This is a genomic window from Pseudomonas sp. PB106 (assembly GCF_009764645.1).
Taxonomy (GTDB): domain Bacteria; phylum Pseudomonadota; class Gammaproteobacteria; order Pseudomonadales; family Pseudomonadaceae; genus Aquipseudomonas.
The window spans coordinates 24,743-47,071 of record NZ_RWIM01000001.1 but is presented as its reverse complement, the minus strand read 5'-3'; the positions used below and the strand labels follow the sequence as shown (position 1 = coordinate 47,071).

Annotated in this window: 18 protein-coding genes; 11 read left to right on the top strand and 7 right to left on the bottom strand. The window is 59.4% G+C overall.

What is annotated here, in order from left to right; genetic code table 11:
* Nucleotides 1-46 precede the first annotated feature (46 nt).
* The 4 genes from EJA71_RS00195 to EJA71_RS00180 form a co-directional block, all read right to left on the bottom strand.
* Nucleotides 47-1,090: an ABC transporter substrate-binding protein gene (locus EJA71_RS00195; protein WP_016983607.1), complete on the bottom strand. Its 1,044-nt coding sequence runs from the start codon at nt 1,088-1,090 to the stop codon at nt 47-49.
* Between the two features lie 48 nt (nt 1,091-1,138).
* Entirely contained in the window at nt 1,139-2,263 is a 1,125-nt protein-coding gene (locus tag EJA71_RS00190) for an ABC transporter ATP-binding protein (RefSeq protein ID WP_158953271.1), read from the bottom strand.
* A gap of 348 nt (nt 2,264-2,611) precedes the next feature.
* Complete coding sequence (locus tag EJA71_RS00185; protein WP_008085218.1) at nt 2,612-3,241, bottom strand: response regulator transcription factor; 630 nt, start codon at nt 3,239-3,241, stop codon at nt 2,612-2,614.
* 85 nt (nt 3,242-3,326) lie between these two features.
* Nucleotides 3,327-5,723, bottom strand: a complete 2,397-nt coding sequence (locus tag EJA71_RS00180) for a PAS domain S-box protein (RefSeq protein ID WP_158953269.1) — start codon at nt 5,721-5,723, stop codon at nt 3,327-3,329.
* Between the two features lie 73 nt (nt 5,724-5,796).
* Between EJA71_RS00180 and EJA71_RS00175 the strand changes: the two genes are divergently transcribed.
* A complete protein-coding gene (locus EJA71_RS00175; RefSeq protein WP_158953267.1) occupies nt 5,797-6,786 on the top strand; it encodes an alpha/beta hydrolase family protein in 990 nt (329 codons plus the stop codon).
* Nucleotides 6,787-6,886: 100 nt separating this feature from the next.
* Here EJA71_RS00175 and EJA71_RS00170 read toward each other — a convergent pair whose 3' ends face one another.
* Genes EJA71_RS00170 through EJA71_RS00160 form a run of 3 tightly spaced genes read right to left on the bottom strand, consistent with a single transcriptional unit; the run spans nt 6,887 to nt 9,343 of the window.
* Entirely contained in the window at nt 6,887-7,654 is a 768-nt protein-coding gene (locus EJA71_RS00170; protein ID WP_158953265.1) for a DnaJ domain-containing protein, read from the bottom strand.
* Nucleotide 7,655: 1 nt separating this feature from the next.
* Entirely contained in the window at nt 7,656-8,327 is a 672-nt protein-coding gene (gene murU, locus EJA71_RS00165; protein WP_158953263.1) for an N-acetylmuramate alpha-1-phosphate uridylyltransferase MurU, read from the bottom strand.
* Nucleotides 8,324-9,343 carry an aminoglycoside phosphotransferase family protein gene (locus EJA71_RS00160; RefSeq protein ID WP_158953261.1) on the bottom strand — a complete coding sequence of 340 codons (1,020 nt, stop codon included), beginning with the start codon at nt 9,341-9,343 and terminating at the stop codon, nt 8,324-8,326. Before EJA71_RS00160 ends, murU begins: the two co-directional genes overlap by 4 nt.
* A 130-nt stretch (nt 9,344-9,473) precedes the next feature.
* On the opposite strand from EJA71_RS00160, the gene EJA71_RS00155 reads away from it, so the two are divergent.
* The 10 genes from EJA71_RS00155 to EJA71_RS00110 all read left to right on the top strand — a co-directional run bounded on the left by EJA71_RS00155 (nt 9,474) and on the right by EJA71_RS00110 (nt 22,282).
* Nucleotides 9,474-12,272 carry an LPS-assembly protein LptD gene (locus tag EJA71_RS00155; RefSeq protein ID WP_158953259.1) on the top strand — a complete coding sequence of 933 codons (2,799 nt, stop codon included), beginning with the start codon at nt 9,474-9,476 and terminating at the stop codon, nt 12,270-12,272.
* Nucleotides 12,247-13,569, top strand: coding sequence for a peptidylprolyl isomerase SurA (gene surA, locus EJA71_RS00150; protein WP_178113630.1), 1,323 nt, complete (start codon nt 12,247-12,249; stop codon nt 13,567-13,569). Before EJA71_RS00155 ends, surA begins: the two co-directional genes overlap by 26 nt.
* Nucleotides 13,566-14,555 (top strand): 4-hydroxythreonine-4-phosphate dehydrogenase PdxA, encoded by a 990-nt coding sequence (gene pdxA, locus EJA71_RS00145; RefSeq protein WP_158953255.1) that lies wholly within the window; start codon nt 13,566-13,568, stop codon nt 14,553-14,555. Before surA ends, pdxA begins: the two co-directional genes overlap by 4 nt.
* The gene (rsmA, locus tag EJA71_RS00140; protein WP_102900136.1) at nt 14,552-15,370 is read left to right on the top strand and encodes a 16S rRNA (adenine(1518)-N(6)/adenine(1519)-N(6))-dimethyltransferase RsmA; all 819 of its coding nucleotides are present in this window, start codon (nt 14,552-14,554) and stop codon (nt 15,368-15,370) included. Before pdxA ends, rsmA begins: the two co-directional genes overlap by 4 nt.
* Before the next feature lie 113 nt (nt 15,371-15,483).
* On the top strand, nt 15,484-15,864 hold the full coding sequence (apaG, locus tag EJA71_RS00135; RefSeq protein WP_158953253.1) for a Co2+/Mg2+ efflux protein ApaG: 381 nt from the start codon (nt 15,484-15,486) through the stop codon (nt 15,862-15,864).
* Complete coding sequence (locus EJA71_RS00130; RefSeq protein ID WP_158953251.1) at nt 15,864-16,745, top strand: symmetrical bis(5'-nucleosyl)-tetraphosphatase; 882 nt, start codon at nt 15,864-15,866, stop codon at nt 16,743-16,745. The genes apaG and EJA71_RS00130 overlap by 1 nt, the downstream gene beginning before the upstream one ends.
* Nucleotides 16,746-16,780: 35 nt before the next feature.
* Nucleotides 16,781-17,110, top strand: coding sequence for a thiosulfate sulfurtransferase GlpE (gene glpE, locus EJA71_RS00125; protein WP_158953249.1), 330 nt, complete (start codon nt 16,781-16,783; stop codon nt 17,108-17,110).
* A 297-nt stretch (nt 17,111-17,407) separates the two neighbouring features.
* Nucleotides 17,408-19,330, top strand: coding sequence for a PrkA family serine protein kinase (locus tag EJA71_RS00120; RefSeq protein WP_007910115.1), 1,923 nt, complete (start codon nt 17,408-17,410; stop codon nt 19,328-19,330).
* Between the two features lie 121 nt (nt 19,331-19,451).
* Nucleotides 19,452-20,723 (top strand): YeaH/YhbH family protein, encoded by a 1,272-nt coding sequence (locus tag EJA71_RS00115; RefSeq protein WP_158953247.1) that lies wholly within the window; start codon nt 19,452-19,454, stop codon nt 20,721-20,723.
* The gene (locus EJA71_RS00110; protein ID WP_158953245.1) at nt 20,720-22,282 is read left to right on the top strand and encodes a SpoVR family protein; all 1,563 of its coding nucleotides are present in this window, start codon (nt 20,720-20,722) and stop codon (nt 22,280-22,282) included. Before EJA71_RS00115 ends, EJA71_RS00110 begins: the two co-directional genes overlap by 4 nt.
* The last annotated feature ends 47 nt before the right edge of the window (nt 22,283-22,329 follow it).

Genomic DNA, 22,329 nt, shown 5'->3' with positions numbered 1-22,329 from the left:
GAGCGTGGGAACGATCATCCGGAAAGGCGTCGGCCCGTATGCTCGGTTACTTCGCAGCCCAGGAGTTGAAGCGCTGCTCCAGTTGCTCGCCGTTGTCAGCCCAGAAGCTGACGTCGATCTGCACCTGGTTGGCGATGTTTTCCGGGGTGGTCGGCATGTCTTTCAGGACATCCTTGGCCAGCAGCGGTACGGCTTGGGTGTTGGCCGGGCCGTAGGCGATGTTTTCCGAGTAGGTCTTCTGCTGCTGCGGCTGCACGGAGTAGGCGATGAATTTCTTCGCCGCTTCGGCACGCTTGGCGTCGAGACCTTTCGGGATCGCCCAGGCGTCGAAGTCGTAGATGCCACCGTTCCACACCACTTTCAGGTTGGATTCTTTCTGCACGGCAGCGATGCGACCGTTGTAGGCCGAGCTCATCACCACGTCACCGGAGGCGAGATACTGCGGTGGTTGTGCGCCGGCTTCCCACCATTGGATGTTCGGCTTCAGCTCATCAAGTTTCTTGAACGCACGATCCTGACCACCCTTGCTCGCCAGCTCTTTGTAGACGTCTTTCGGCGCCACACCATCGGCCATCAAAGCGAATTCGAGGGTGTACTTGGCGCCTTTGCGCAGGCCACGCTTGCCCGGGAATTTCTTGGTGTCCCAGAAATCGGCCCAGCTGGTTGGCGCGGTTTTCAGCTTGTCGGCGTTGTAAGCCAGTACGGTCGACCAAACGAAGAAGCCCACGCCGCATGGCTGAATCGCGCCTTTGACGTAGTCTTCGGTCTTGCCGAACAGTGCCGGGTCGAGTTGTTCGAACATGTCTTCGTCGCAACCACGGGACAGTTCTGGCGATTCAACTTCCACCAAGTCCCACGACACGCTCTTGGTGTCGACCATGGCTTTGACTTTGGCCATTTCGCCGTTGTATTCGCCAGCGACGATCTTGCCGTTGCCCGCCGCTTCCCACGGTGCGTAGAAGGCTTTGACTTGCGCCGCCTTGTTCGCCCCGCCAAACGACACCACGGTCAAATCCGGGCCAGCGGCCATTGCGCTTGCCGCACCCATCAGGCCCAGGGTCAGGGCGGTGAACTTCAGGGATCTCAACATTTATTGTTCTCTCCACGTGCAGGGTTGGTGTTGGTATTGCCGGGGCGATTAATGCGCCTCTAGAAGTGGGTCGAGAGCACGTACGTGCTCGACCTGCCAGCCAAGCGGAACCACGTCACCGACGGCGAGCGCAGGATCGAGCTCGGCAATCGGTTGTTTCACGAAGAAGTCGGTCTTGCCGCAGACTTCCAGGCGCACCCGGACGTGGTCGCCCAGATAGATGAATTCCGCCACCCTCCCTGAGAAGCGGTTGACGCATTGATCGCTCGAACCGTTGAGGCTGACGCGCTCCGGACGGATCGACAGGGTCACCGGCTCGCCGGTCTGGCCGACGTTGACCGCCAGCGCCTCGACCTTTTCGCCACGGCCCAACTCGACCACGCAACGCTCGCCGCTCTGGCTGAGCAAGCGGCCGTTGAGCCGGTTGTTCTCGCCGATGAAGTTGGCGACGAAGGTGTTTTTCGGTTCTTCGTAAAGGGTGCGGGGCGGCGCAATCTGCTGGATTTCGCCTTGGTGGAATACCGCGACGCGGTCGGACATGGTCAGCGCTTCGCCCTGATCGTGGGTCACGTAGACCACGGTCACACCGAGGCGCTGGTGCAGGTGTTTGATTTCCATCTGCATGTGTTCACGCAATTGTTTGTCGAGGGCACCGAGGGGTTCGTCCATCAGCACCAGTTGCGGTTCGAACACCAGCGCACGGGCCAGTGCCACCCGTTGCTGCTGGCCACCGGACAACTGCGCGGGGTAGCGGGAAGCGAATGCGTCGAGCTGAACCATGCTGAGGACTTTCTTCACGCGGTCGCTGACATCGCTTTTGTTCAGGCCACGCACCGTCAACGGGAACGCGAGGTTTTCGGCCACGGTCATGTGCGGGAACAGCGCGTAGTTCTGGAACACCATGCCGATGTCGCGCTTGTGCGGCGGCACGTTATTGATCGAGCGCCCGGCCAGCAGAATTTCGCCAGCGGTCGGCGTTTCGAAACCGGCGAGCATCATCAGGCTGGTGGTCTTGCCGGAACCGGACGGCCCGAGCAGGGTGAGGAATTCGCCTTTGCGAATGTCCAGGTTGAGGTCTTTGACGATCAGGTTCTCGCCGTCGTAGCTCTTCTGCACTCCACGAAAGCTGACCAGCACATCACTGGCCCCTGCGTTTGAATCGACCTGGCTCATACCCACACCTTTGTTGTTGATGACTGCTTGTGGATTAAGCCTAGTGGTTGCTGACAGGCGCGCAAATCGGGGCGCAGGAGAGAATCGCCTCAGCCGGATGGAAGGTTGGGGGTAGGGATTGCCCTACAACGATGGCGCTAATGGATACGGCAGTGGCGAGTGACAAGCTGCGAGCCGCAAGAACAAGCAAAAGCGCCTGTCGCTAATGGATATGCCTGCATTCTCAGGCTACACAGAGAACCCTGTGGGAGCTGGCTTGCCAGCGATAGCGGTGAGTCAGCCGACATCGATATGACTGACATGCCCTTATCGCTGGCAAGCCAGCTCCCACAGGTTTTTGCGGTGTGTTTAGAGGAGTTTGTGCTCCATCGCGTATTTGACCAGTTCGGCCAAGGAGGTGATGTTGAGCTTTTGCATCAGCCGCGCTTTGTGGGTGCTGATGGTTTTACTGCTCAGGGCCAATTGCTGGGCGATGTCGTTGACGTTGGCGCCCTGGGCCAGGCGCTCGAACACCGAAAATTCGCGTTCGGACAGCAACGAATGCAATGGCCGGGCATCGGTCAGGCCGACTTCGAAGACCATGCGGTCGGCCAGATCCGGATCGATGTAGCGCCCGCCCGCCGCGACTTTGCGGATCGCTGTGAGCAAGAGTGCCGGATCGCTGTCCTTGGTCGCGTAACCGGCGGCGCCAACCTTCAGCGCTCGCGCAGCCATCTGCGCTTCGTCGTGCATCGACAACACCAGAATCGCTGGCGGGTTGTTCAATGCACGGATGCGCGGGATCGCCTCCAGACCATTGACCCCGGGCATGGAGATGTCGAGCAGCACCACTTCGCACGGTACATGGCGCAGGGTTTCGAGCAGTTGTTCGCCATTGCTCGCCTCGCCCACCACTTGCAGATCCTTGGCCAGGCCGATCAATTGCTTGATGCCTTCGCGGACGATGGTGTGGTCTTCGGCTACCAGTACACGGATCAAATTTTTTCTCCAGACTTCAGGCAAACACTAATCCCTGTAGGAGTGAGCCTGCTCGCGATAGCGTCAGCTCAAACACCACAGACTTTCAGACCTCACTCACCGGCACCCGCACCACCAGACTGGTGCCCTCCCCCGGCTCACTCTCCAGCTCCAACCGCCCGCCCATGATCAGCACCCTCTCACGCATGCCGACCAATCCAAACGACGTTGGCCGACCGGTAGCGGCGACAAATCCTACGCCATCATCACTGACCGTCAGACACAATTCGTCGCCCGCAAGCTCCAGTGTCAGTTCCACAGTATGCGCCTGGGCATGGCGCATCACGTTGGTCAGCGCTTCCTGCAAAATCCGGAACAACCCGATGGCCTTGGCATCACTCAGCGCTGGTAAATTGTCCGGCACCTGCACCAGACACGGAATCTGTGTGCGCGCTTCAAATCGCCGCGCCTGCCACTCGATCGCCGACGCGATCCCGGCATCGAGAATCGGTGGGCGCAACGCCGTCGCGACATCCCGCACCAACTGGAACAACTGGGCGATCAGGCGCTTCATGCTGTTCAGCCGTTCGTTCAGACCGGGGTCGAGTTGCGCGTAGGCCAATTCGCACATTGATGTCTCCAGTTTCAGCACCGTGAGCATCTGCCCCAGTTCATCGTGAACCTCGCGGGCGATGCGCGCCTTCTCTTCTTCACGCACGCTCTCAAGGTGCGCCGACAGTTCACGCAGTTGCTCGCGCGACGCCGCCAGCTCCAGCTCGATGCGTTTGCTTTCGCTGATGTCCCAGACGATGCCGTCCCAGACGTAAGCGCCATCCTCGAGTTGCCGGGTAATCGCCTTGATCTCGGCCCAGCGCTGCTCGCCCTGACGGGTGAGGATTCGCCCCTGCCACGACCAGTCGCTGTCGGTGTCCAGCGCCTGATCTTGAGTGCGGTGATAACTGGCCTTGTCGTCCGGGTGCACCAGACTGCGCAGGCCCATGTCGCGATGGGCAATGGCGGCGGGCGCGTAGCCGACCAGACTTTCGCTGCCCTCGCTGATGTAGGCAAAGTCGATCTGCCCGGTCACTGGCGCCCGCTCCAAACGAAATACCAACCCCGGCACGTTGGCGGCGATGCCTTGCAGACGCGCCTCGCTTTCCTGCAACGCCGCCAATGCCCGACGGCGTTCGGTGACGTCGGTGAGGTACACCACCAGGTATTCGCTGTCGCGAAAGCGCAGGAAACTCAGCGACACATCCGCCGGCAAAACACTGCCATCGGCGCGCACGCAACTGGTCTCGAAACTCAGCGGCCCCTCTTCACTGGCCCGTGCGCGCTTCCACAAATTGAGCCAACGATCCATGTGCAGACCCGGCTCGAAATCGATCAGCGGTCGCTCGATCAACCCGCCCGCGGGATAACCGAGCATGACTTCGGCCGCACGGTTGGCGTAACGCACATGGCTGTCCCAATTGACCCAGAGGATGCCGACGGTGCTTTGATCGATAGAAAACTGTGTCAGCCGCAAAGCCTCTTCGCTGGCGGCGCGCAAGGCGATGTCTTCCCGCGCGGCGAGCAAGCGTTGTTCAAGGCTGTGCTGCTGACGCCGCTGCCAGAACACAATCGCCACGCAACTGAGCAGCATCACCGCGAACAACAGGCTGAGGTTCTGCCAGAACCCCGGTGACTCTGAGAGTCGCGGGTATTTCGGTTGCAGCCATTGATTGTGCAGTTGCTCCAGATCCTTGGCCGGGATTGCGCGCAAAGCACTCTGGACGATGCCGGCCAGTTCCGGCCAGTCGCGGCGCGAGGCGACCCGCAACAACTGCGGCAGTCCGATATCACCGACCACCACCAACTCGGCGAACTCCGGTTCTGCGGACAGGCGCCCGAGCTGCGCCTCATCGACCACCGCGTAAGCCGCCTGCTGACTCAACAGCAACTGCAGCGCCTGACGCTCCAGCGGCACGCCTTGCAGGTTCAGATGCGGATAGTTGCCACGCAGGTAATCGGCCGTGGTACTCGGCATGCGCACGGCCACGCGGGTTTGGCTGTCGAGTTTTTCCAGATCGACTACAGCGCCGGCTTTCTGATCGCTGACAATCAGTTGTGGCACGCGCATGTACGGATCGGAAAACTGCCACAGGCGCAGCGCGCTCGGGGTCTGGCTCAGGCCGGGAGCGATGTCGATTTCGCCGTCGCGCAGCGCCGTTTCCAGTTGCGCCAGGTCTTGAAAATTGCGCCAGCTCAGCTCGACATTGAGCGCCTTGGCCAGCAACTTCATCAACTCGACGTTGGCCCCCGACAGCCGCTGCAGGCGTCGATCGTAGGTTGCATACGGCGCCTGCAACACCAGTCCGACGCGCAATTCATCGTGCTGCGCCAGCCATTGCTGCTGGCTCGCCGACAGCTGCGCCGCGTGTGTCGGTGGCGCAGGCGCCGCCCAGCCCATCAAGGGAAACCACAAACAGCCGATAACCCACAGGCAGCAAAATCGCTTCATTGAAGTCTCATACACTGACAAATTCTGACCAACCCATTAGGCTGCCGGGATACTTTCTGGCCTGGAATAACCGATGCCCTCTGTCTACCGCCTGGCAATGCCAGCATTGTGCCTGTCGCTGCTCCTGCCTTGTGCGTTTTCCGTCGAAGCCGCCGATCCGGCACCTGCCGCCACGGCGGAAAAACCTGCCGAAGAAAAACCCGCCGAACGCCAGCCACTGCTTGAGCGTAGTCAGGAAGAGGCGGCCGCACTGGAACGCAAGGTCCCGGCGCAAGAACAGCAACAATTGCAGGCGGGCAGCGATACGTTCCTCGCTCTGTGGAAACCGGCCAACACCGCCGAACCCAAAGGCGCGGTGATCATCATCCCTGGCGCAGGCGAAACCGCTGACTGGCCGCAGGCAATCGGCCCCTTGCGGCGCAAACTGCCGGACGCCGAGTGGAGCAGCCTGAGTATCACCCTGCCCGACCTGCAAAGCGATGCCATCGCACCGCGCGTGATCGAGCCTGCCGCTGCGCCGAAAGCGCCGGAAACCGGCAGCAAGGATGCCACCACCGCGCAGCCGATCGAGCAGGCTGCCGGCGGTGAAGCCGAAGTGGCCGATCAGGTCGTTGCCGAGACTACCGAAGAACAAGCCAAGGCCGATGCCGAACGGATCTTCGCGCGCATCGATGCCGCGATCGGCTATGCCGAACAGCAGAGTGCACGGAGCATTGTCGTGCTCGGTCACGGCACCGGCGCTTACTGGGCCGCGCGGTATCTGAGCGAGAAGCAAACCGCGCAGATCGAAAAGTTTGTCATGGTCGATGCGCAGACACCTGCCAAGGCCAAGCCAGAATTGGTTGAACTGACGCCAACACTGAAGCTGCCGACTGCGGATATTTTCTACATGGACAAACCGCTGGATCGCAACGCAGCGCTGGAGCGCATGCAGGCGAGCAAGCGCTTGAAGACTTCGGCGTTCAGCCAGGTGGCGCTGCAGGCGTTGCCGGATAAAAAGGCTGAGCAGGAGCAATTGTTCCGCCGGGTGCGCGGCTGGTTGAATCCGCAGAACACCGACTGATAAAAGCAAAAGCAAAAGATCGCAGCCTTCGGCAACTCCTACAGGAAACGCATTCCAAGGTAGGAGCTGCCGAAGGCTGCGATCTTTTGATCTTCAACGGTCAGCGAAAATCCCGCCGCTCACGAACCAACGTGTAGGCATTGTGCAGCTCGCGGGTCTTCTCGGTCGCCTCGCGCACCTGCGCCGCCGTGGCGCCAGAGCCGGCAACCTTGTCCGGGTGATGGCGGCTCAACAGTCTTCGATAGGCCCGTTTGATCTGCGCCGGTTCGCTGGTCGCCGACACCCCAAGCAAGCGCATCGCCTCCTGATAACTCACCGCCGCACTGACGATCGGGCGCTTGCCTGGTTCGTAATCGCTGGCCAGCGCTTGCACCTGATGCGTCGTCCAGCCCAGCCATTTGCCCCACTGCGCCAGCAACTCGCGCTCGCTGACACCGGCGCGGCCATCGGCCCAAACCATTCGCCAACAGGCGCGCAAGACACCTTCGGCAGCATGCGGTTGCGCACTCAGACGCTTCAGATAACCACGCAGATTATCGCTGCCAGACTTGCCGCGATTGAACGCGGCAATCGCCCGACGCGTTGCCGGCTCACCCAGTTCCAGCGCACGCATCTCGTTGCGCGCTTGATGGATATGCCCGTCGGTAACCCGACCGTCGCTCTTGGCCAGACGCCCGAGCAGCACAAACAACAACTCGTCGTTGCGCAGCATCGGCCGTCCGCCGAGCTTTTCGCGCAAATGCCCCCAGCTCTGCAAATGCAGACGCCGATCCAGCGCCTGCCCCAACAATGCCCCAAGCATGGCCCCCGGAATGCTGGCAATGGCAAAACCCGCTCCGGCTCCAATCAGAGTCCCTGGCCACAACATGTCAGCGACTCGCTTCTATCAGGGTTTCGGCTTCAGCGAGACGCTCGTGGGTGCCGACATCCACCCAGTGGCCTTTCAAGCGCTCGCCAGTGACTTCACCGTCCGCCATGGCTTTGCGCAACAACGGCGCGAGTTTGAAAGCACCGTCCACACAACCATCGAACAGTTGCGGATGGAGCACGGCGATACCGCTGTAGGTCAGGGTTGCTGCGTCCGCGTGGCCATCGCTGACTTGACCGTCAAGCAGACAGAAGTCGCCGCTCGGGTGATGCGCAGGATTATCCGCCAGCACCAGATGCGCCAGACCATTGATCGGCTGGTGCAGCACGCTGAAGTCGTAATCGGTCCAGATATCACCGTTGACCACCAGAAACGCATCGTCACCGAGCAGCGGCAACGCACGGAAAATTCCGCCACCGGTTTCCAGTGGCTCGCCTTCCGGCGAGTACTCGATGGTTACGCCGAACTGCGAGCCATCGCCGAGATAATCTTCGATCTGCTGACCGAGCCACGCATGGTTGATGACGATCTCGTTAAAGCCGGCGGCCGCGAGGGCGCGCAGGTGATACTCGATCAACGGCACGCCGCCGGCACGCACCAGTGGTTTTGGAGTGGTCAGGGTCAGCGGGCGCATGCGCTCGCCTTTGCCTGCCGCCAGAATCATGGCCTTCATGCTGTTGCTCCACCCCGCAGGCTGGTGAACAGTGCTTGCAGCTCGGCCAGTTCAGGACGACGGGCGATCACTGCTTCTATATAGGAGAAGAATCGCGGCACGTCGGCCAGGTAACGCGGCTTGCCATCGCGGTGGCAGATGCGCGCGAAAATGCCGATCACTTTCAGGTGGCGCTGCACGCCCATCAGGTCGCTGGCGCGCAGGAAGTCTTCGAAGTCCGGCTGCACCGGAATATTCAGCGCCGAGGCTTGCTGCCAGTAATTTTCCAGCCAGCCGCGCACGCGCTCTTCAGGCCAGCTGAGGAAGGCGTCCTTGAACAGGCACGTCACGTCGTAGGTCACCGGGCCGTAAACGGCATCCTGGAAATCCAGCACGCCAGGGTTCGGCTCGCTGAGCATCAGGTTGCGCGGCATGTAGTCGCGATGCACAAGGACTTTCGGCTGAGCCAAAGCGCTGTCGATCAACAGATCGCTGACCTGTTGCCATTGTTGTTGCTGAGTCGAATCGAATTCGACGCCGAGTTCGCGTTTCACGTACCACTCGGGGAACAGTTCCAGTTCACGGCGCAGCAGTGCTACGTCGTAACTCGGCAACTGTGCAACCATCGGCAACTGCTGAAAAGCCAGCAGCGCTTGCAGGGCGTCACTGAACAATGCGTCGGCATTTTCGCCATCGATCACGTCCAGATAAGTCTTGTTGCCCAGGTCATTGAGCAAAAGAAATCCACGTTCGAGGTCTTCGGCATAAATTTTCGGCACATTTATTCCGGATTTCGCCAGCAAAAACGCGATATCCACGAACGGTTTGCAGTTTTCCTGTGGCGGTGGTGCATCCATTACGACGAAGCTGCGACCGGCGCCTTCCCAACGGAAGTAGCGACGGAAACTCGCGTCGCTGCTGGCCGCGGTCAACGTGGCCGGGGGCACGGCGCCCCAGCCCTGATCCGCGAACAGGATTGCCAACTGCTCATCGAGCCAAACTTTCAGGTGTTGCAAGCGTACATCTTGGTCAGGCATTGCAAGGGTCTCCGACGGCGCTAGCCGTCAAGCGGGTCATGCTTTATTATCCAGCATCTTTTTCAGACCATCGAGAGGCGTGCGGCCCACACCGCGGGCAGATGGCACGCAGGAAGCCCGGACTAATAAGATGGCATTGAAATCCCCCGCGTTTCGTAAAAAATTTCCGTTGTTGGTAACCGGCAGTCTGCTGGCTATGCAACCTCTGGCCAGTCAATTCGTTGTTGCCGCCGAGCAGTATGACTGCTCCGTCTCGGCTTCGGGTGGTTGGGCCTGTGCGCCCAAGTCAACCGCTGCAGCCTTGCCGCCACGTCCAGTGCATGACGGCAGTGCCGTCAGCGCCACCGGCGAGGCGGCGAGCGAGAACGGTGCGGCTGCCGACACAGCCCCTAAAACGGCACTGGTCACCGAAGCCAAGGGCCGTGGCCTGAAATCCCGTAGCGAAGACTTCAGTCACCTCGACTGGGTTCCGCGCGAGAAACTCACCGCCGCCCAATTGGCCGAGACCGGCCCGTATTGCTCGGGTGCCTACATCGAGCCGACTCGTCCTGGCATGAATGACAAGACGAACAAAAGCGATGCTCCTACCTTTATCGGCGCAAAAGCCTCGCGCTATAACACCGATGATCAAGTCGGCAAGCTGGCCGGTGACGTGGTCCTGCGTCAGGGCAGCATGCAGGTCGAGTCCGACGAGGCCAGCCTGTACCAGGCCGAGAGCCGCGCCGAACTCAATGGCGACGTGCGTATCCGTGACAACGGCGCGCTGATCGTCGGCGACCACGCTGACGTGCAACTCGACACTGGTGAAGCCAAGGTCGACAACGCCGAGTACGTGATGCACAAATCGCGCATCCGCGGTAACGCGCTGTACGCCAAGCGCGCCGAGAACGCGATCATCCGCTTGAAGGACGGCACATACACCACGTGCGAACCGAACAGCAACGCCTGGCAGCTCAAGGGCAACAACATCACCTTGAACCCGGCCACCGGCTTCGGTACCGCGACCAACGTGACGCTGCGCGTAAAAGACATTCCTATCCTTTACACGCCGTACATCTACTTCCCGATCGACGACCGTCGTCAGTCGGGCTTCCTGCCGCCGACCATCGGCACCGGCAGCGACACCGGCTTCATGCTGGTAACCCCGTACTACTTCAACCTGGCGCCGAACTACGATGCCACGTTGTATCCGCGTTACATGAGCAAGCGCGGCATGCTGGTCGAAGGCGAATTCCGTTACCTGACCAAGTCGAGTGAAGGTCAGTTCGGCGCCGCGTATCTGAACGACGAAGATACTGATCGCAGCAAGCAGACCGATTACGAAAAAAACCGCTACATGTACAACTGGCAGCACAAGGGCGGCCTGGACTCGCGTGTACTCACTCAGGTTGACTACACCAAGATCAGCGATCCTTACTACTTCCAGGATCTGACCACTGATCAGATCGGCGTGAAGAGCGAAGATTTTGTCAATCAGCAGGGTTCGGTGACCTATCGTGGTGATAACTACACCGCGCGCCTGAACGCCCAGCAGTACCAACTGGCTACCGTTTCGAACATCACTCCGTACGGCCGACTGCCGCAGATCACCTTCAACGGTAGTCTGCCGTATCATCCGGAAGGTCTGAGATTCGATTACGAGACCGAGCTGGTTCGCTTTGACCGTGACCTGGAAAACGGCACCTTCACCGACGAAGATGGCAACATTTCGCCTCGTCTGGACACCAACGTTGTGGGCTTGGCCCGCGCTAACGGTGATCGTCTGAATCTGAAGCCGGGCGTCAGCCTGCCGATGAACTGGACGTATGGCTTCCTGAAGCCATCCCTGAAGTATCAGTACACCCAGTACCAACTGGATCTGGACGGCACCGGCAAATCGCAGATCGATGCGATGACTGCCGAGCAGAAGAAACTCAACGGTGAGTTCGACAGCAGCCAGAACCGCGGCGTACCGATTGCCAGCATCGACAGCGGCCTGTACTTCGACCGCAACACGTCGTTCTTCGGCAAAAACTACCGCCAGACCCTGGAGCCTCGTCTGTTCTACCTCTATGTACCCGAGGTTGATCAGGAAGACATTCCAGTGTTCGACTCCAGCGAATACACCTTCAACTACGCTTCGCTGTTCCGTGACAACCGCTTCTCGGGCTCCGACCGTATCGGCGACGAGAACAAGCTGTCGCTGGGCGTGACCAGCCGCTGGATCGAAGATGACGGTTTCGAGCGTCAGCGCATCAGTGTCGGCCAGGCCTATTACTTCAAGAATCGTGAAGTGCAACTGCCAGGTATCGACGCCAAAACCCGTGACGACGCCAACGCGAATGTCTCGCCATACGCGCTGGAATACGAATACCGCTGGAACCGCGATTGGCGCACCACTGCCGACTACAACTGGGATCCGGACAGCCGCAGCCCGCGTTCCGGCAGTGCGATGTTCCACTATCAGCCTGAAGACAACCCGAACAAGGTCGTCAACCTCGGCTATCGCTATCGCAACGACCAGGTCCGTTACGACCAGAACACCGGTAAGTGGTCGGTGGGCGGTGGTGACTACGGCACCCCGGGCACCCCTGGCTATGTGAAGGACTACTACAAGATCCAGCAGCATGATTTCTCGGTCATCTGGCCGATCGTTCCACAGTGGAGCGCGATCAGCCGCTGGCAGTACGACTACAACCGCAACCGTACGCTGGAAGCCTTCGGTGGTTTCGAGTACGACAACTGCTGCTGGAAATTGCGCCTGATCAACCGTTACTGGGTTTCCTACGACGAATTCAGTCAGGAAGCTCCGCAAAACGAAAAAGGCGACCATGGCGTCTTCCTCCAAATTGTTCTGAAGGGACTCGGCGGCCTCACTGGCGCCAAGGTAGAGAGCTTCCTCGACAAAGGCATTCAAGGTTATCGTGAACGTGAAGACCAAGCTTTCTGATTGTCTGCGCCCGCTGATGCTGGGCGCGCTGTTCCTGGGTACGGCGGCCAACGCCGCCGTACAGTCCATCGATAAAGTGGTTGCCATCGTCGACAACGACGTGGTCATGCAGAGCCAGCTGGATCAACGTGTCCACGAAGTTCAGCAGACCATCGCCAAACGTGGCGGTGGCTCGCCACCTCCAGGCGTGCTGGATCAGCAGGTGCTTGAGCGCCTGATCGTCGAGAATCTGCAACTGCAGATCGGTGAACGTTCCGGCATCCGCATCACCGATGAAGAACTGAACCAGGCTGTCGGCACCATTGCTCAGCGCAACAACATGACGGTTGAGCAGTTTCGTGGTGCTCTGGCTCGTGACGGTCTGAACTATGACGACGCCCGTGATCAGATCAAGCGCGAAATGATCATCAGCCGTGTGCGTCAGCGCCGTGTGGCAGAACGCATTCAGGTATCGGAACAGGAAGTGAAGAACTTCCTCGCCTCCGACCTGGGCAAGATGCAACTGTCCGAAGAACTGCACCTGGCCAACATCCTGATCCCGACGCCGGAAAGCGCCAACTCTGATGCAATCCAGAGCGCTGCCCGTCAGGCCATGGAGGTTTACCAGCAGCTCAAGCAGGGCGCTGACTTCGGTCAAATGGCCGTTGCCAAGTCCGGCAGCGACAACGCCCTGGAAGGCGGCGACATGGGCTGGCGTAAAGCCGCTCAATTGCCACCGCCGTTCGACCGTGAGCTGAGCAGCATGGCTGTCGGCGACATCACTCAACCTGCACGCACGCCGGGTGGCTTCATCATTCTGAAGCTGCTGGCAAAACGTGGTGGCGAAGCGCAGATGCGTGACGAAGTGCATGTACGCCACATCCTGGTCAAGCCGAGTCCGATCCGCGACGAAGCCAAAACTCAGGCGCTGGTGCAATCGCTGTACGAACGCATACTGGCCGGTGAAGACTTTGCCGAATTGGCGAAAAACTTCTCCGAAGACCCAGGCTCGGCCCTCAACGGCGGCGACCTGAACTGGATCGACCCGAATGCACTGGTGCCGGAATTCCGCGAAGTGATGGCCAAGACCCCACAAGGTCAGCTGTCCAAGCCATTCCAGACCCAATATGGCTGGCACGTTCTCGAAGTCCTTGGCCGCCGCGCCACCGACAGCACCGAACAAGCCCGCGAGCAGCAAGCCATGACCGTACTGCGTAACCGCAAATACGACGAAGAGCTGCAAACCTGGCTGCGTCAGATCCGTGACGAAGCGTATGTAGAGATCAAACTCCCTGGTGCAGACCAGGCAGCGCAGTGAAACCCCAGCGTTTCGCGCTGACACCCGGCGAACCAGCCGGCATCGGTCCCGACCTGTGCCTGCTGCTCGCCTCGCAAGCCCAGCCGCATCCCCTGATTGCCATCACCAGCCGCGACCTGCTCAAAGAGCGGGCCGCGCAGCTGGGGCTGGCCGTCAATCTGCTGGATGTCGGCCCGAATCACTGGCCGGACGCCCCGGCGCCCGCCAACAGCCTGTATGTCTGGGATACTCCGCTCAGCGCCCCCGTGGTTGCTGGGCAACTGGACAAGGCCAATGCCGCTTTCGTCCTTGAAACCCTGACTCGCGCCGGCAACGGCTGCCTGAACGGCGACTTCGCCGCGATGATCACAGCCCCGGTGCACAAGGGCGTGATCAACGAGTCAGGCATCGCGTTCTCCGGGCACACGGAATTCCTGGCTGACCTGACCCACACCGCACAGGTCGTGATGATGCTGGCGACACGCGGTTTGCGCGTCGCACTGGTCACCACTCACCTGCCCCTGCGTGACATCGCCGATGCGATCACGCCAGAACGGCTGGAGCGGGTCACACGGATTCTGCACAGCGATCTGCAAAACAAATTCGGCATCGCTCAGCCACGCATCCTCGTCTGCGGGCTCAACCCGCACGCGGGTGAAGGCGGACACCTGGGCCATGAAGAAATCGACATCATAGAACCCACCTTAGAGCGCCTGCGCGGCGAGGGCATGGACCTTCGTGGCCCGCTGCCTGCCGACACTCTGTTTACCCCAAAATATCTGGAGCACTGCGACGCAGTGCTGGCGATGTACCACGACCAGGGCTTGCCCGTGCTTAAGTACAAAGGCTTCGGCGCTGCCGTCAACGTGACCCTGGGTTTGCCGATCATCCGCACGTCGGTCGACCATGGCACTGCCCTGGACCTGGCTGGCAGCGGCAAGATCGACACCGGCAGCCTGCAAGTCGCCCTGGAAACCGCCTACCAGATGGCCGAGACCCGTTTATGACCGAGCAATACCAACACAAGGCGCGCAAACGCTTTGGCCAGAACTTCCTGCACGATGCTGGCGTTATCGACCGCATCCTGCGCTCCATCAGCGCCAAGTCCGAAGACCGCCTGCTGGAAATCGGCCCGGGCCAGGGCGCACTGACTGCCGGCCTGCTCAATTCCGGCGCGCAGCTCGACGTGGTGGAACTGGACAAGGATCTGATCCCGATTCTCAACCAGCAGTTTGCCGGCAAGAGCAACTTCAACCTGCATCAGGGCGATGCATTGAAGTTTGACTTCAATACGCTCAACGCCGCACCGAACAGCCTGCGTGTGGTCGGCAACCTGCCGTACAACATCTCCACGCCACTGATTTTTCACCTGCTGAACAACGCTGGCATCATTCGCGACATGCACTTCATGCTGCAGAAAGAGGTGGTCGAGCGTCTCGCTGCGGGTCCTGGTGGTGGTGACTGGGGTCGCCTGTCGATCATGGTTCAATACCATTGCCGCGTGGAACACCTGTTCAACGTCGGCCCGGGCGCGTTCAATCCGCCGCCGAAAGTCGACTCGGCCATCGTGCGGCTGGTGCCTCACGCTGTGCTGCCGCACCCGGCCAAGGATCACAAGTTGCTGGAGCGCGTAGTGCGCGAGGCATTCAACCAACGCCGCAAGACCCTGCGCAACACGCTCAAGCAACTGCTGAGCAATGCCGAGATCGAAGCAGCCGGCGTCGATGGCAGTCTGCGTCCGGAACAACTGGATCTGGCCGCGTTCGTGCGCCTGGCCGACCAGCTCGCCATTCAGGTCCCGGCCTCCCCTGCCGCTGACTGACAAACGATCAACGCTATCGGGCAGGACGCCACTCTGGTTTACTGCCCGATACTTGCCTAGACTGATTCCCCATCAGCTACGCCCCGCGTTCCGCTTCGTTTAAGGCCTTTTGCATGTCCGATTCCCGTTACCAGGTCGATGTCAGTGTCGTTACCCGCTATCTGGCAGACCAATCGCAACCCGAGCACGACCGCTTCGCTTTCACCTACACCATCACCGTGCAGAACAATGGTGAGCAGCCCGCGCGCCTGATGTCGCGACACTGGGTGATCACCGATGGCGACGGCCACGTGGAAGAGGTGCGCGGTGCCGGGGTAGTCGGTCAGCAACCGTTGATCGACGCCGGCCAGAGCCACACCTACAGCAGCGGCACGGTGATGACCACCAAGGTCGGCACCATGCAGGGCACCTACGAAATGGTCGCCACCGATGGCAAACACTTCGACGCCGTCATCAAACCTTTCCGCCTCGCCGTACCCGGAGCCTTGCACTGATGGCGACGTATGCCGTCGGCGACCTGCAGGGCTGCCTCGAACCGCTGAAATGCCTGCTCAAGCAAGTGGCGTTCGACCCCAAGCTCGATCGCCTGTGGCTGGTCGGTGATCTGGTCAACCGTGGCCCGCAATCACTGGAAACACTGCGCTTTCTGTATGGCATGCGTGAATCGCTGGTCTGCGTGCTCGGCAACCATGACCTGCACCTGCTGGCAGCGGCAAAAAATATCGAGCGTTTGAAGAAGTCGGACACCTTGCGTGAGATTCTCGAGGCACCGGACAGCGCCGAGCTGCTCGAATGGGTACGCCAGCAAAAGCTGATGCATTACGATGAAACTCGCGACGTCGCCATGGTGCATGCCGGTATTCCGCCGCAATGGTCGCTGAACCGCGCGTTGAAGTGCGCCGCCGAAGTCGAATCTGCCCTGCGCGACGACAATCTGTTCCCCGCCTACCTCGACGGCATGTACGGCAACGATCCGGCGAAATGGGACAACGATCTCAAAGGTGTGACCCGCTTGCGCGTCATCACCAACTATTTCACGCGCATGCGTTTCTGCACCGCCGAAGGCAAACTCGACCTCAAAAGCAAGGAAGGCCTAGATACCGCACCAGCCGGTTACAAACCCTGGTTCCAGCACAAAGAACGCAAGACCAAGGGCCTGCGCATCATCTTTGGTCACTGGGCGGCACTCGAAGGCAATATCCACGAGCCGGGCATTTCCGCGCTGGACACCGGTTGTGTCTGGGGCGGCAGCCTGACCCTGATGAACGTCGACAGCGGCGAACGCCTGTCGTGCAAATGCGACGATCACGGCGGACTCGCCCCAACCGTCGCACCATTTATCCCCGAAACTTCGCCAGCCAACGCACCGCGTTAAACTGCGCATTAAAAGCCGAGCAACAGGAACCCGCCATGAGCGAATTCAAACGAATCCCCCCTGAACAGGCCCAAGCCCTACGTGAACAAGGCGCGGTCGTCGTCGACGTTCGCGACCCGGCGACTTTCGCCGCCCTGCACATCAGCGGCTCGAAGCATCTGGACAATCACTCGCTGCATGCCTTCATCCAGGGCGCAGACCTTGATGCACCGACCGTGGTCGTCTGTTACCACGGCAACTCCAGTCAGGGCGCTGCGGCCTATCTGATCAGCCAAGGCTTTTCCGACGTCTACAGCATGGACGGCGGCTTCGAGCTGTGGCGTTCGACTTATCCTGCGGAAACCGCCCAAGGCACCGCCGAATAATTTTTTTGCAACGCGCAGGCCCCGGCTGCCGTGGGCCTGCGCGGGCAGACGAACGGTCTTGCCACAACTAATTACGTATCTCGCCTTTACCTCCCGAATTCCCAACTATCCTTAAGCCCAGGCCATCCAAAACAGGGGAGAGCCGGTACACCGGCGCACGGGTCATCGGGAGTGACTTTCGCGATTGTCGATCGTGGAAGTGTTCTGGGGGGTAAACAAACAGCTGCCAAAACGGTTGTTTGCCAGCATCGACTGAGTGATCCGGCGTCGGCTCCACGTATCGAGCGAGGTGACGTCATGAGTATCTTTAGCCACTTCCAACAACGCTTCGAGTCCACACGCCAGGAAGAACTCTCGCTGCAAGAGTACCTGGAGCTGTGCAAGAAAGACCGTAGCGCCTACGTTTCCGCCGCTGAGCGTCTATTGCTGGCGATCGGCGAACCGGAACTGCTCGACACCTCGACCAACTCGAGGCTGTCCCGCATCTTCTCCAACAAGGTGATCCGCCGCTATCCGGCCTTTGAAGACTTCCACGGGATGGAAGAATGCATCGACCAGATCGTCTCGTATTTCCGCCACGCCGCCCAAGGCCTGGAAGAGAAGAAACAGATCCTCTATCTGCTCGGCCCCGTCGGTGGCGGTAAATCGTCTTTGGCCGAGAAGCTGAAACAGCTGATCGAGAAAGTGCCCTTCTACGCGATCAAGGGCTCGCCTGTGTTCGAGTCGCCGCTGGGTCTGTTCAACGCCACCGAAGATGGCGCGATCCTCGAAGAAGACTTCGGTATCCCACGGCGCTACCTGAACACCATCATGTCGCCATGGGCAACCAAACGCCTGGCCGAGTTCGGCGGCGACATCAGTCAGTTCCGCGTGGTCAAACTGTACCCGTCGATCCTCAACCAGATCGCCGTGGCCAAAACCGAACCAGGCGACGAGAACAACCAGGACATCTCGGCGCTGGTCGGTAAAGTCGACATCCGCAAACTCGAGGAATACCCACAGAACGACGCCGACGCCTACAGCTACTCCGGTGCGCTGTGCCGGGCCAACCAAGGCCTGATGGAATTCGTCGAAATGTTCAAGGCACCGATCAAGGTGCTGCACCCATTGCTGACCGCCACTCAGGAAGGCAACTACAACAGTACCGAAGGTCTTGGCGCGATTCCGTTCACCGGGATCCTGCTCGCCCACTCCAACGAATCGGAATGGCACACCTTCCGCAACAACAAGAACAACGAAGCGTTTATCGACCGGATCTACATCGTCAAAGTGCCGTATTGCCTGCGTGTCAGCGACGAAGTGAAGATCTACGACAAACTGCTCTTCAACAGTTCTCTGGCCAAGGCCCATTGCGCGCCTGACACCCTGAAAATGCTGGCGCAGTTCACTGTGCTGTCACGCCTCAAGGAGCCGGAAAACTCCAATATCTATTCGAAGATGCGCGTCTACGACGGCGAAAACCTCAAAGACACCGATCCGAAAGCCAAGTCGATTCAGGAATACCGCGACTCGGCGGGCGTCGACGAAGGCATGAACGGTCTGTCGACCCGCTTCGCGTTCAAGATCCTGTCCAAGGTTTTCAACTTCGATCCGCATGAAATCGCCGCCAACCCGGTGCACCTGCTCTACGTGCTGGAACAGCAGATCGAACAGGAACAATTCCAGGCCGAAACCCGCGAGCGCTATCTGCGCTACCTGAAGGAATATCTGGCTCCGCGTTATATCGAGTTCATCGGCAAAGAGATCCAGACTGCCTACCTCGAGTCTTACAGCGAATACGGCCAGAACATCTTCGATCGCTACGTGCTGTATGCGGACTTCTGGATTCAGGATCAGGAATACCGCGATCCGGAAACCGGCGAGATCCTCAACCGCGTCGCGCTGAACGAAGAACTGGAGAAAATCGAAAAACCCGCCGGCATCAGCAATCCGAAGGATTTCCGCAACGAAATCGTCAACTTCGTCCTGCGCGCCCGGGCCAACAACAACGGCAAGAACCCGACCTGGCTCAGCTACGAAAAACTGCGCGTGGTCATCGAGAAGAAAATGTTCTCGAACACTGAAGATCTGCTGCCAGTCATCAGCTTCAACGCCAAGGCCAGCAAGGAGGATCAACAGAAGCACAACGACTTCGTCACTCGAATGGTCGAACGCGGCTACACCGACAAACAGGTACGGCTTCTTTCCGAATGGTACCTACGGGTACGGAAGTCGCAGTGAAGCAGCTGCAAGCTTCTAGCTACAAGCTGCAAGAACAAAGCGCGTAACCCAGTGATGCCCGGGAAACTGCTTTTACTTGCAGCTTGAAGCTCACAACTTGAAGCTGCCCGGAGGGCTTCCTATGAGTTATGTGATCGACCGACGTCTGAATGGCAAGAACAAGAGCACGGTAAACCGCCAGCGCTTTCTGCGGCGTTACCGTGACCACATCAAGAAGGCCGTCGAAGAGGCGGTCAGCCGGCGCTCCATTACCGATATGGAGCACGGCGAACAGATCAGTATTCCCGGTCGCGACATCGACGAACCGGTGCTTCACCATGGCCGCGGGGGCAAGCAGACCGTGGTTCATCCCGGCAACAAGGAATTCACCGCCGGCGAACATATTGCCCGACCACCGGGCGGTGGCGGCGGACGTGGTCCCGGCAAGGCCGGTAACTCCGGCGAGGGCATGGATGAATTCGTCTTCCAGATCACTCAGGAAGAATTCCTCGAATTCATGTTCGAAGACCTCGAACTGCCCAACCTGGTCAAACGCAATCTCAGCGGCACCGACACCTTCAAAACCGTGCGCGCGGGTATCAGTAACGAAGGCAACCCTTCGCGCATCAATATCATCCGCACCTTGCGCTCGGCGCATGCACGGCGCATCGCCCTGTCCGGCAGCAGCCGGGCGAAACTGCGCGAAGTCAAAGAAGAACTCGAACGACTGAGACGCGAAGAGCCAGACAATTTCGGCGATATTCAGGAACTTGAGGCAGAAGTTGAGAAACTCAGCGCGCGCATCCATCGCGTGCCGTTCCTCGATACGTTCGACCTGAAATACAACTTGCTGATCAAACAACCGAACCCAAGCTCGAAAGCCGTGATGTTCTGCCTGATGGACGTTTCCGGCTCCATGACCCAGGCGACCAAGGACATCGCCAAACGCTTTTTCATCCTGTTGTACCTGTTCTTGAAACGGAACTACGACAAGATCGACGTGGTGTTCATCCGCCACCACACCAGCGCCCGGGAAGTCGACGAAGAGGAGTTTTTCTATTCGCGGGAAACCGGTGGCACCATCGTCTCCAGCGCGCTGAAGCTGATGCAGGAGATCATGGCCGAGCGCTATCCGAGCAACGAGTGGAACATCTATGCGGCCCAGGCTTCGGACGGTGATAACTGGAACGACGACTCGCCTATATGCCGCGACATCCTGATCAATCAGATCATGCCGTTTGTGCAGTACTACACTTACGTGGAGATCACCCCGCGCGAACATCAGGCCTTGTGGTACGAGTACGAACGCATCGCCGAAGCCTTTTCTGACACTTTTGCCCAGCAGCAACTGGTCTCGGCCGGGGATATCTATCCGGTCTTCCGTGAACTCTTCCAGCGCAGGTTAGTGACATGACCGCCAAAGAGCAGAAGCGCCAACCCATTTCCACCGGCTCCGAATGGACGTTCGAGCTGATCCAGACCTACGACCGCGAAATTGCCCGTATCGCGGCCGGCTATGCGCTGGACACCTATCCCAACCAGATCGAAGTGATCACCGCCGAGCAGATGATGGACGCCTATGCCTCGGTGGGCATGCCGCTGGGTTACCACCACTGGTCCTACGGCAAACACTTCCTCAGCACAGAAAAATCCTACAGTCGCGGGCAGATGGGCCTGGCGTACGAGATCGTGATCAACTCGGATCCGTGCATCGCCTACCTGATGGAAGAAAACACCATCTGCATGCAGGCGCTGGTGGTGGCGCACGCCTGCTATGGCCATAACAGTTTCTTCAAGGGCAATTACCTGTTCCGCACTTGGACCGATGCCAGTTCGATCATCGATTACCTGGTGTTTGCCAAGCAGTACATCATGCAGTGCGAGGAACGCCACGGCATTGATGCCGTGGAAGATTTGCTCGATTCCTGCCATGCGCTGATGAACTACGGGGTCGACCGCTACAAGCGTCCGTACCCGATTTCCGCCGAAGAGGAACGCCGGCGGCAGAAGGATCGCGAAGAACACATGCAGAAGCAGATCAACGATCTGTGGCGCACCATTCCCAAAGGCGCGGACAAATACAGCGATAAGGACAACGCGCGATTCCCGGCCGAGCCGCAGGAAAACATTCTCTACTTCATCGAGAAGCACGCGCCGTTGCTGGAGCCCTGGCAGCGCGAGATCGTGCGCATCGTACGCAAGATCGCCCAGTACTTTTATCCGCAGCGTCAGACCCAAGTGATGAACGAAGGCTGGGCGACGTTCTGGCACTACACGCTGATGAACGACCTGTACGACGAGGGCCTGGTCACCGACGGCTTCATGATGGAGTTCCTGACGTCGCACACCAGCGTGGTGTTTCAGCCAGGTTTCGACAGCCCCTATTACAGCGGCATTAACCCCTATGCGTTGGGCTTCGCCATGTACCGCGACATTCGGCGCATGTGTGAAGAGCCAACCGAAGAGGATCGCCACTGGTTCCCGGAAATCGCCGGGACCGACTGGCTGTCGACCATCAAATTCGCCATGAGCAGCTTCAAGGACGAGAGTTTCATCCTGCAATATCTGTCGCCAAAAGTGATCCGCGATCTGAAACTGTTCAGCATCATGGATGACGACCAGAAGGATGACTTGTTGGTGCCAGCGATTCATGACGAACCCGGTTACCGGATCATCCGCGAGACCCTGGCCGCGCAATACAACCTCGGCAACCGCGAACCGAACGTGCAGATCTATAGCATCGATCGGCGCGGAGATCGCTCGTTGACCCTGCGCCATCAGCAACATGACCGCAAACCGTTGGGCGATTCCACCGAAGAAGTACTCAAACACCTGCATCGATTGTGGGGCTTCGACATTCACCTGGAAACCCTGCAGGGCGACCAGATCATGAAAACCCATCACGTTCCGCCACGCAGTGAACACAGCGAAGGGGATTATGGTCGACTGGACCTCGCCGTCATTCATCTTTGAAACGCTTCTGGCCTCCGAAAGTCCGACGCAAGGGTTATCCTGTCGGG

Excerpts from the sequence above, each read along its gene's own strand:
- EJA71_RS00195 (WP_016983607.1), bottom strand. The coding sequence starts at position 1,090 with ATGTTGAGATCCCTGAAGTTCACCGCCCTGACCCTGGGCCTGATGGGT.
- EJA71_RS00190 (WP_158953271.1), bottom strand. The coding sequence starts at position 2,263 with ATGAGCCAGGTCGATTCAAACGCAGGGGCCAGTGATGTGCTGGTCAGC.
- EJA71_RS00180 (WP_158953269.1), bottom strand. The coding sequence starts at position 5,723 with ATGAAGCGATTTTGCTGCCTGTGGGTTATCGGCTGTTTGTGGTTTCCC.
- EJA71_RS00175 (WP_158953267.1), top strand. The coding sequence starts at position 5,797 with ATGCCCTCTGTCTACCGCCTGGCAATGCCAGCATTGTGCCTGTCGCTG.
- EJA71_RS00170 (WP_158953265.1), bottom strand. The coding sequence starts at position 7,654 with ATGTTGTGGCCAGGGACTCTGATTGGAGCCGGAGCGGGTTTTGCCATT.
- murU (WP_158953263.1), bottom strand. The coding sequence starts at position 8,327 with ATGAAGGCCATGATTCTGGCGGCAGGCAAAGGCGAGCGCATGCGCCCG.
- EJA71_RS00160 (WP_158953261.1), bottom strand. The coding sequence starts at position 9,343 with ATGCCTGACCAAGATGTACGCTTGCAACACCTGAAAGTTTGGCTCGAT.
- EJA71_RS00155 (WP_158953259.1), top strand. The coding sequence starts at position 9,474 with ATGGCATTGAAATCCCCCGCGTTTCGTAAAAAATTTCCGTTGTTGGTA.
- rsmA (WP_102900136.1), top strand. The coding sequence starts at position 14,552 with ATGACCGAGCAATACCAACACAAGGCGCGCAAACGCTTTGGCCAGAAC.
- apaG (WP_158953253.1), top strand. The coding sequence starts at position 15,484 with ATGTCCGATTCCCGTTACCAGGTCGATGTCAGTGTCGTTACCCGCTAT.
- EJA71_RS00130 (WP_158953251.1), top strand. The coding sequence starts at position 15,864 with ATGGCGACGTATGCCGTCGGCGACCTGCAGGGCTGCCTCGAACCGCTG.
- glpE (WP_158953249.1), top strand. The coding sequence starts at position 16,781 with ATGAGCGAATTCAAACGAATCCCCCCTGAACAGGCCCAAGCCCTACGT.
- EJA71_RS00120 (WP_007910115.1), top strand. The coding sequence starts at position 17,408 with ATGAGTATCTTTAGCCACTTCCAACAACGCTTCGAGTCCACACGCCAG.
- EJA71_RS00115 (WP_158953247.1), top strand. The coding sequence starts at position 19,452 with ATGAGTTATGTGATCGACCGACGTCTGAATGGCAAGAACAAGAGCACG.
- EJA71_RS00110 (WP_158953245.1), top strand. The coding sequence starts at position 20,720 with ATGACCGCCAAAGAGCAGAAGCGCCAACCCATTTCCACCGGCTCCGAA.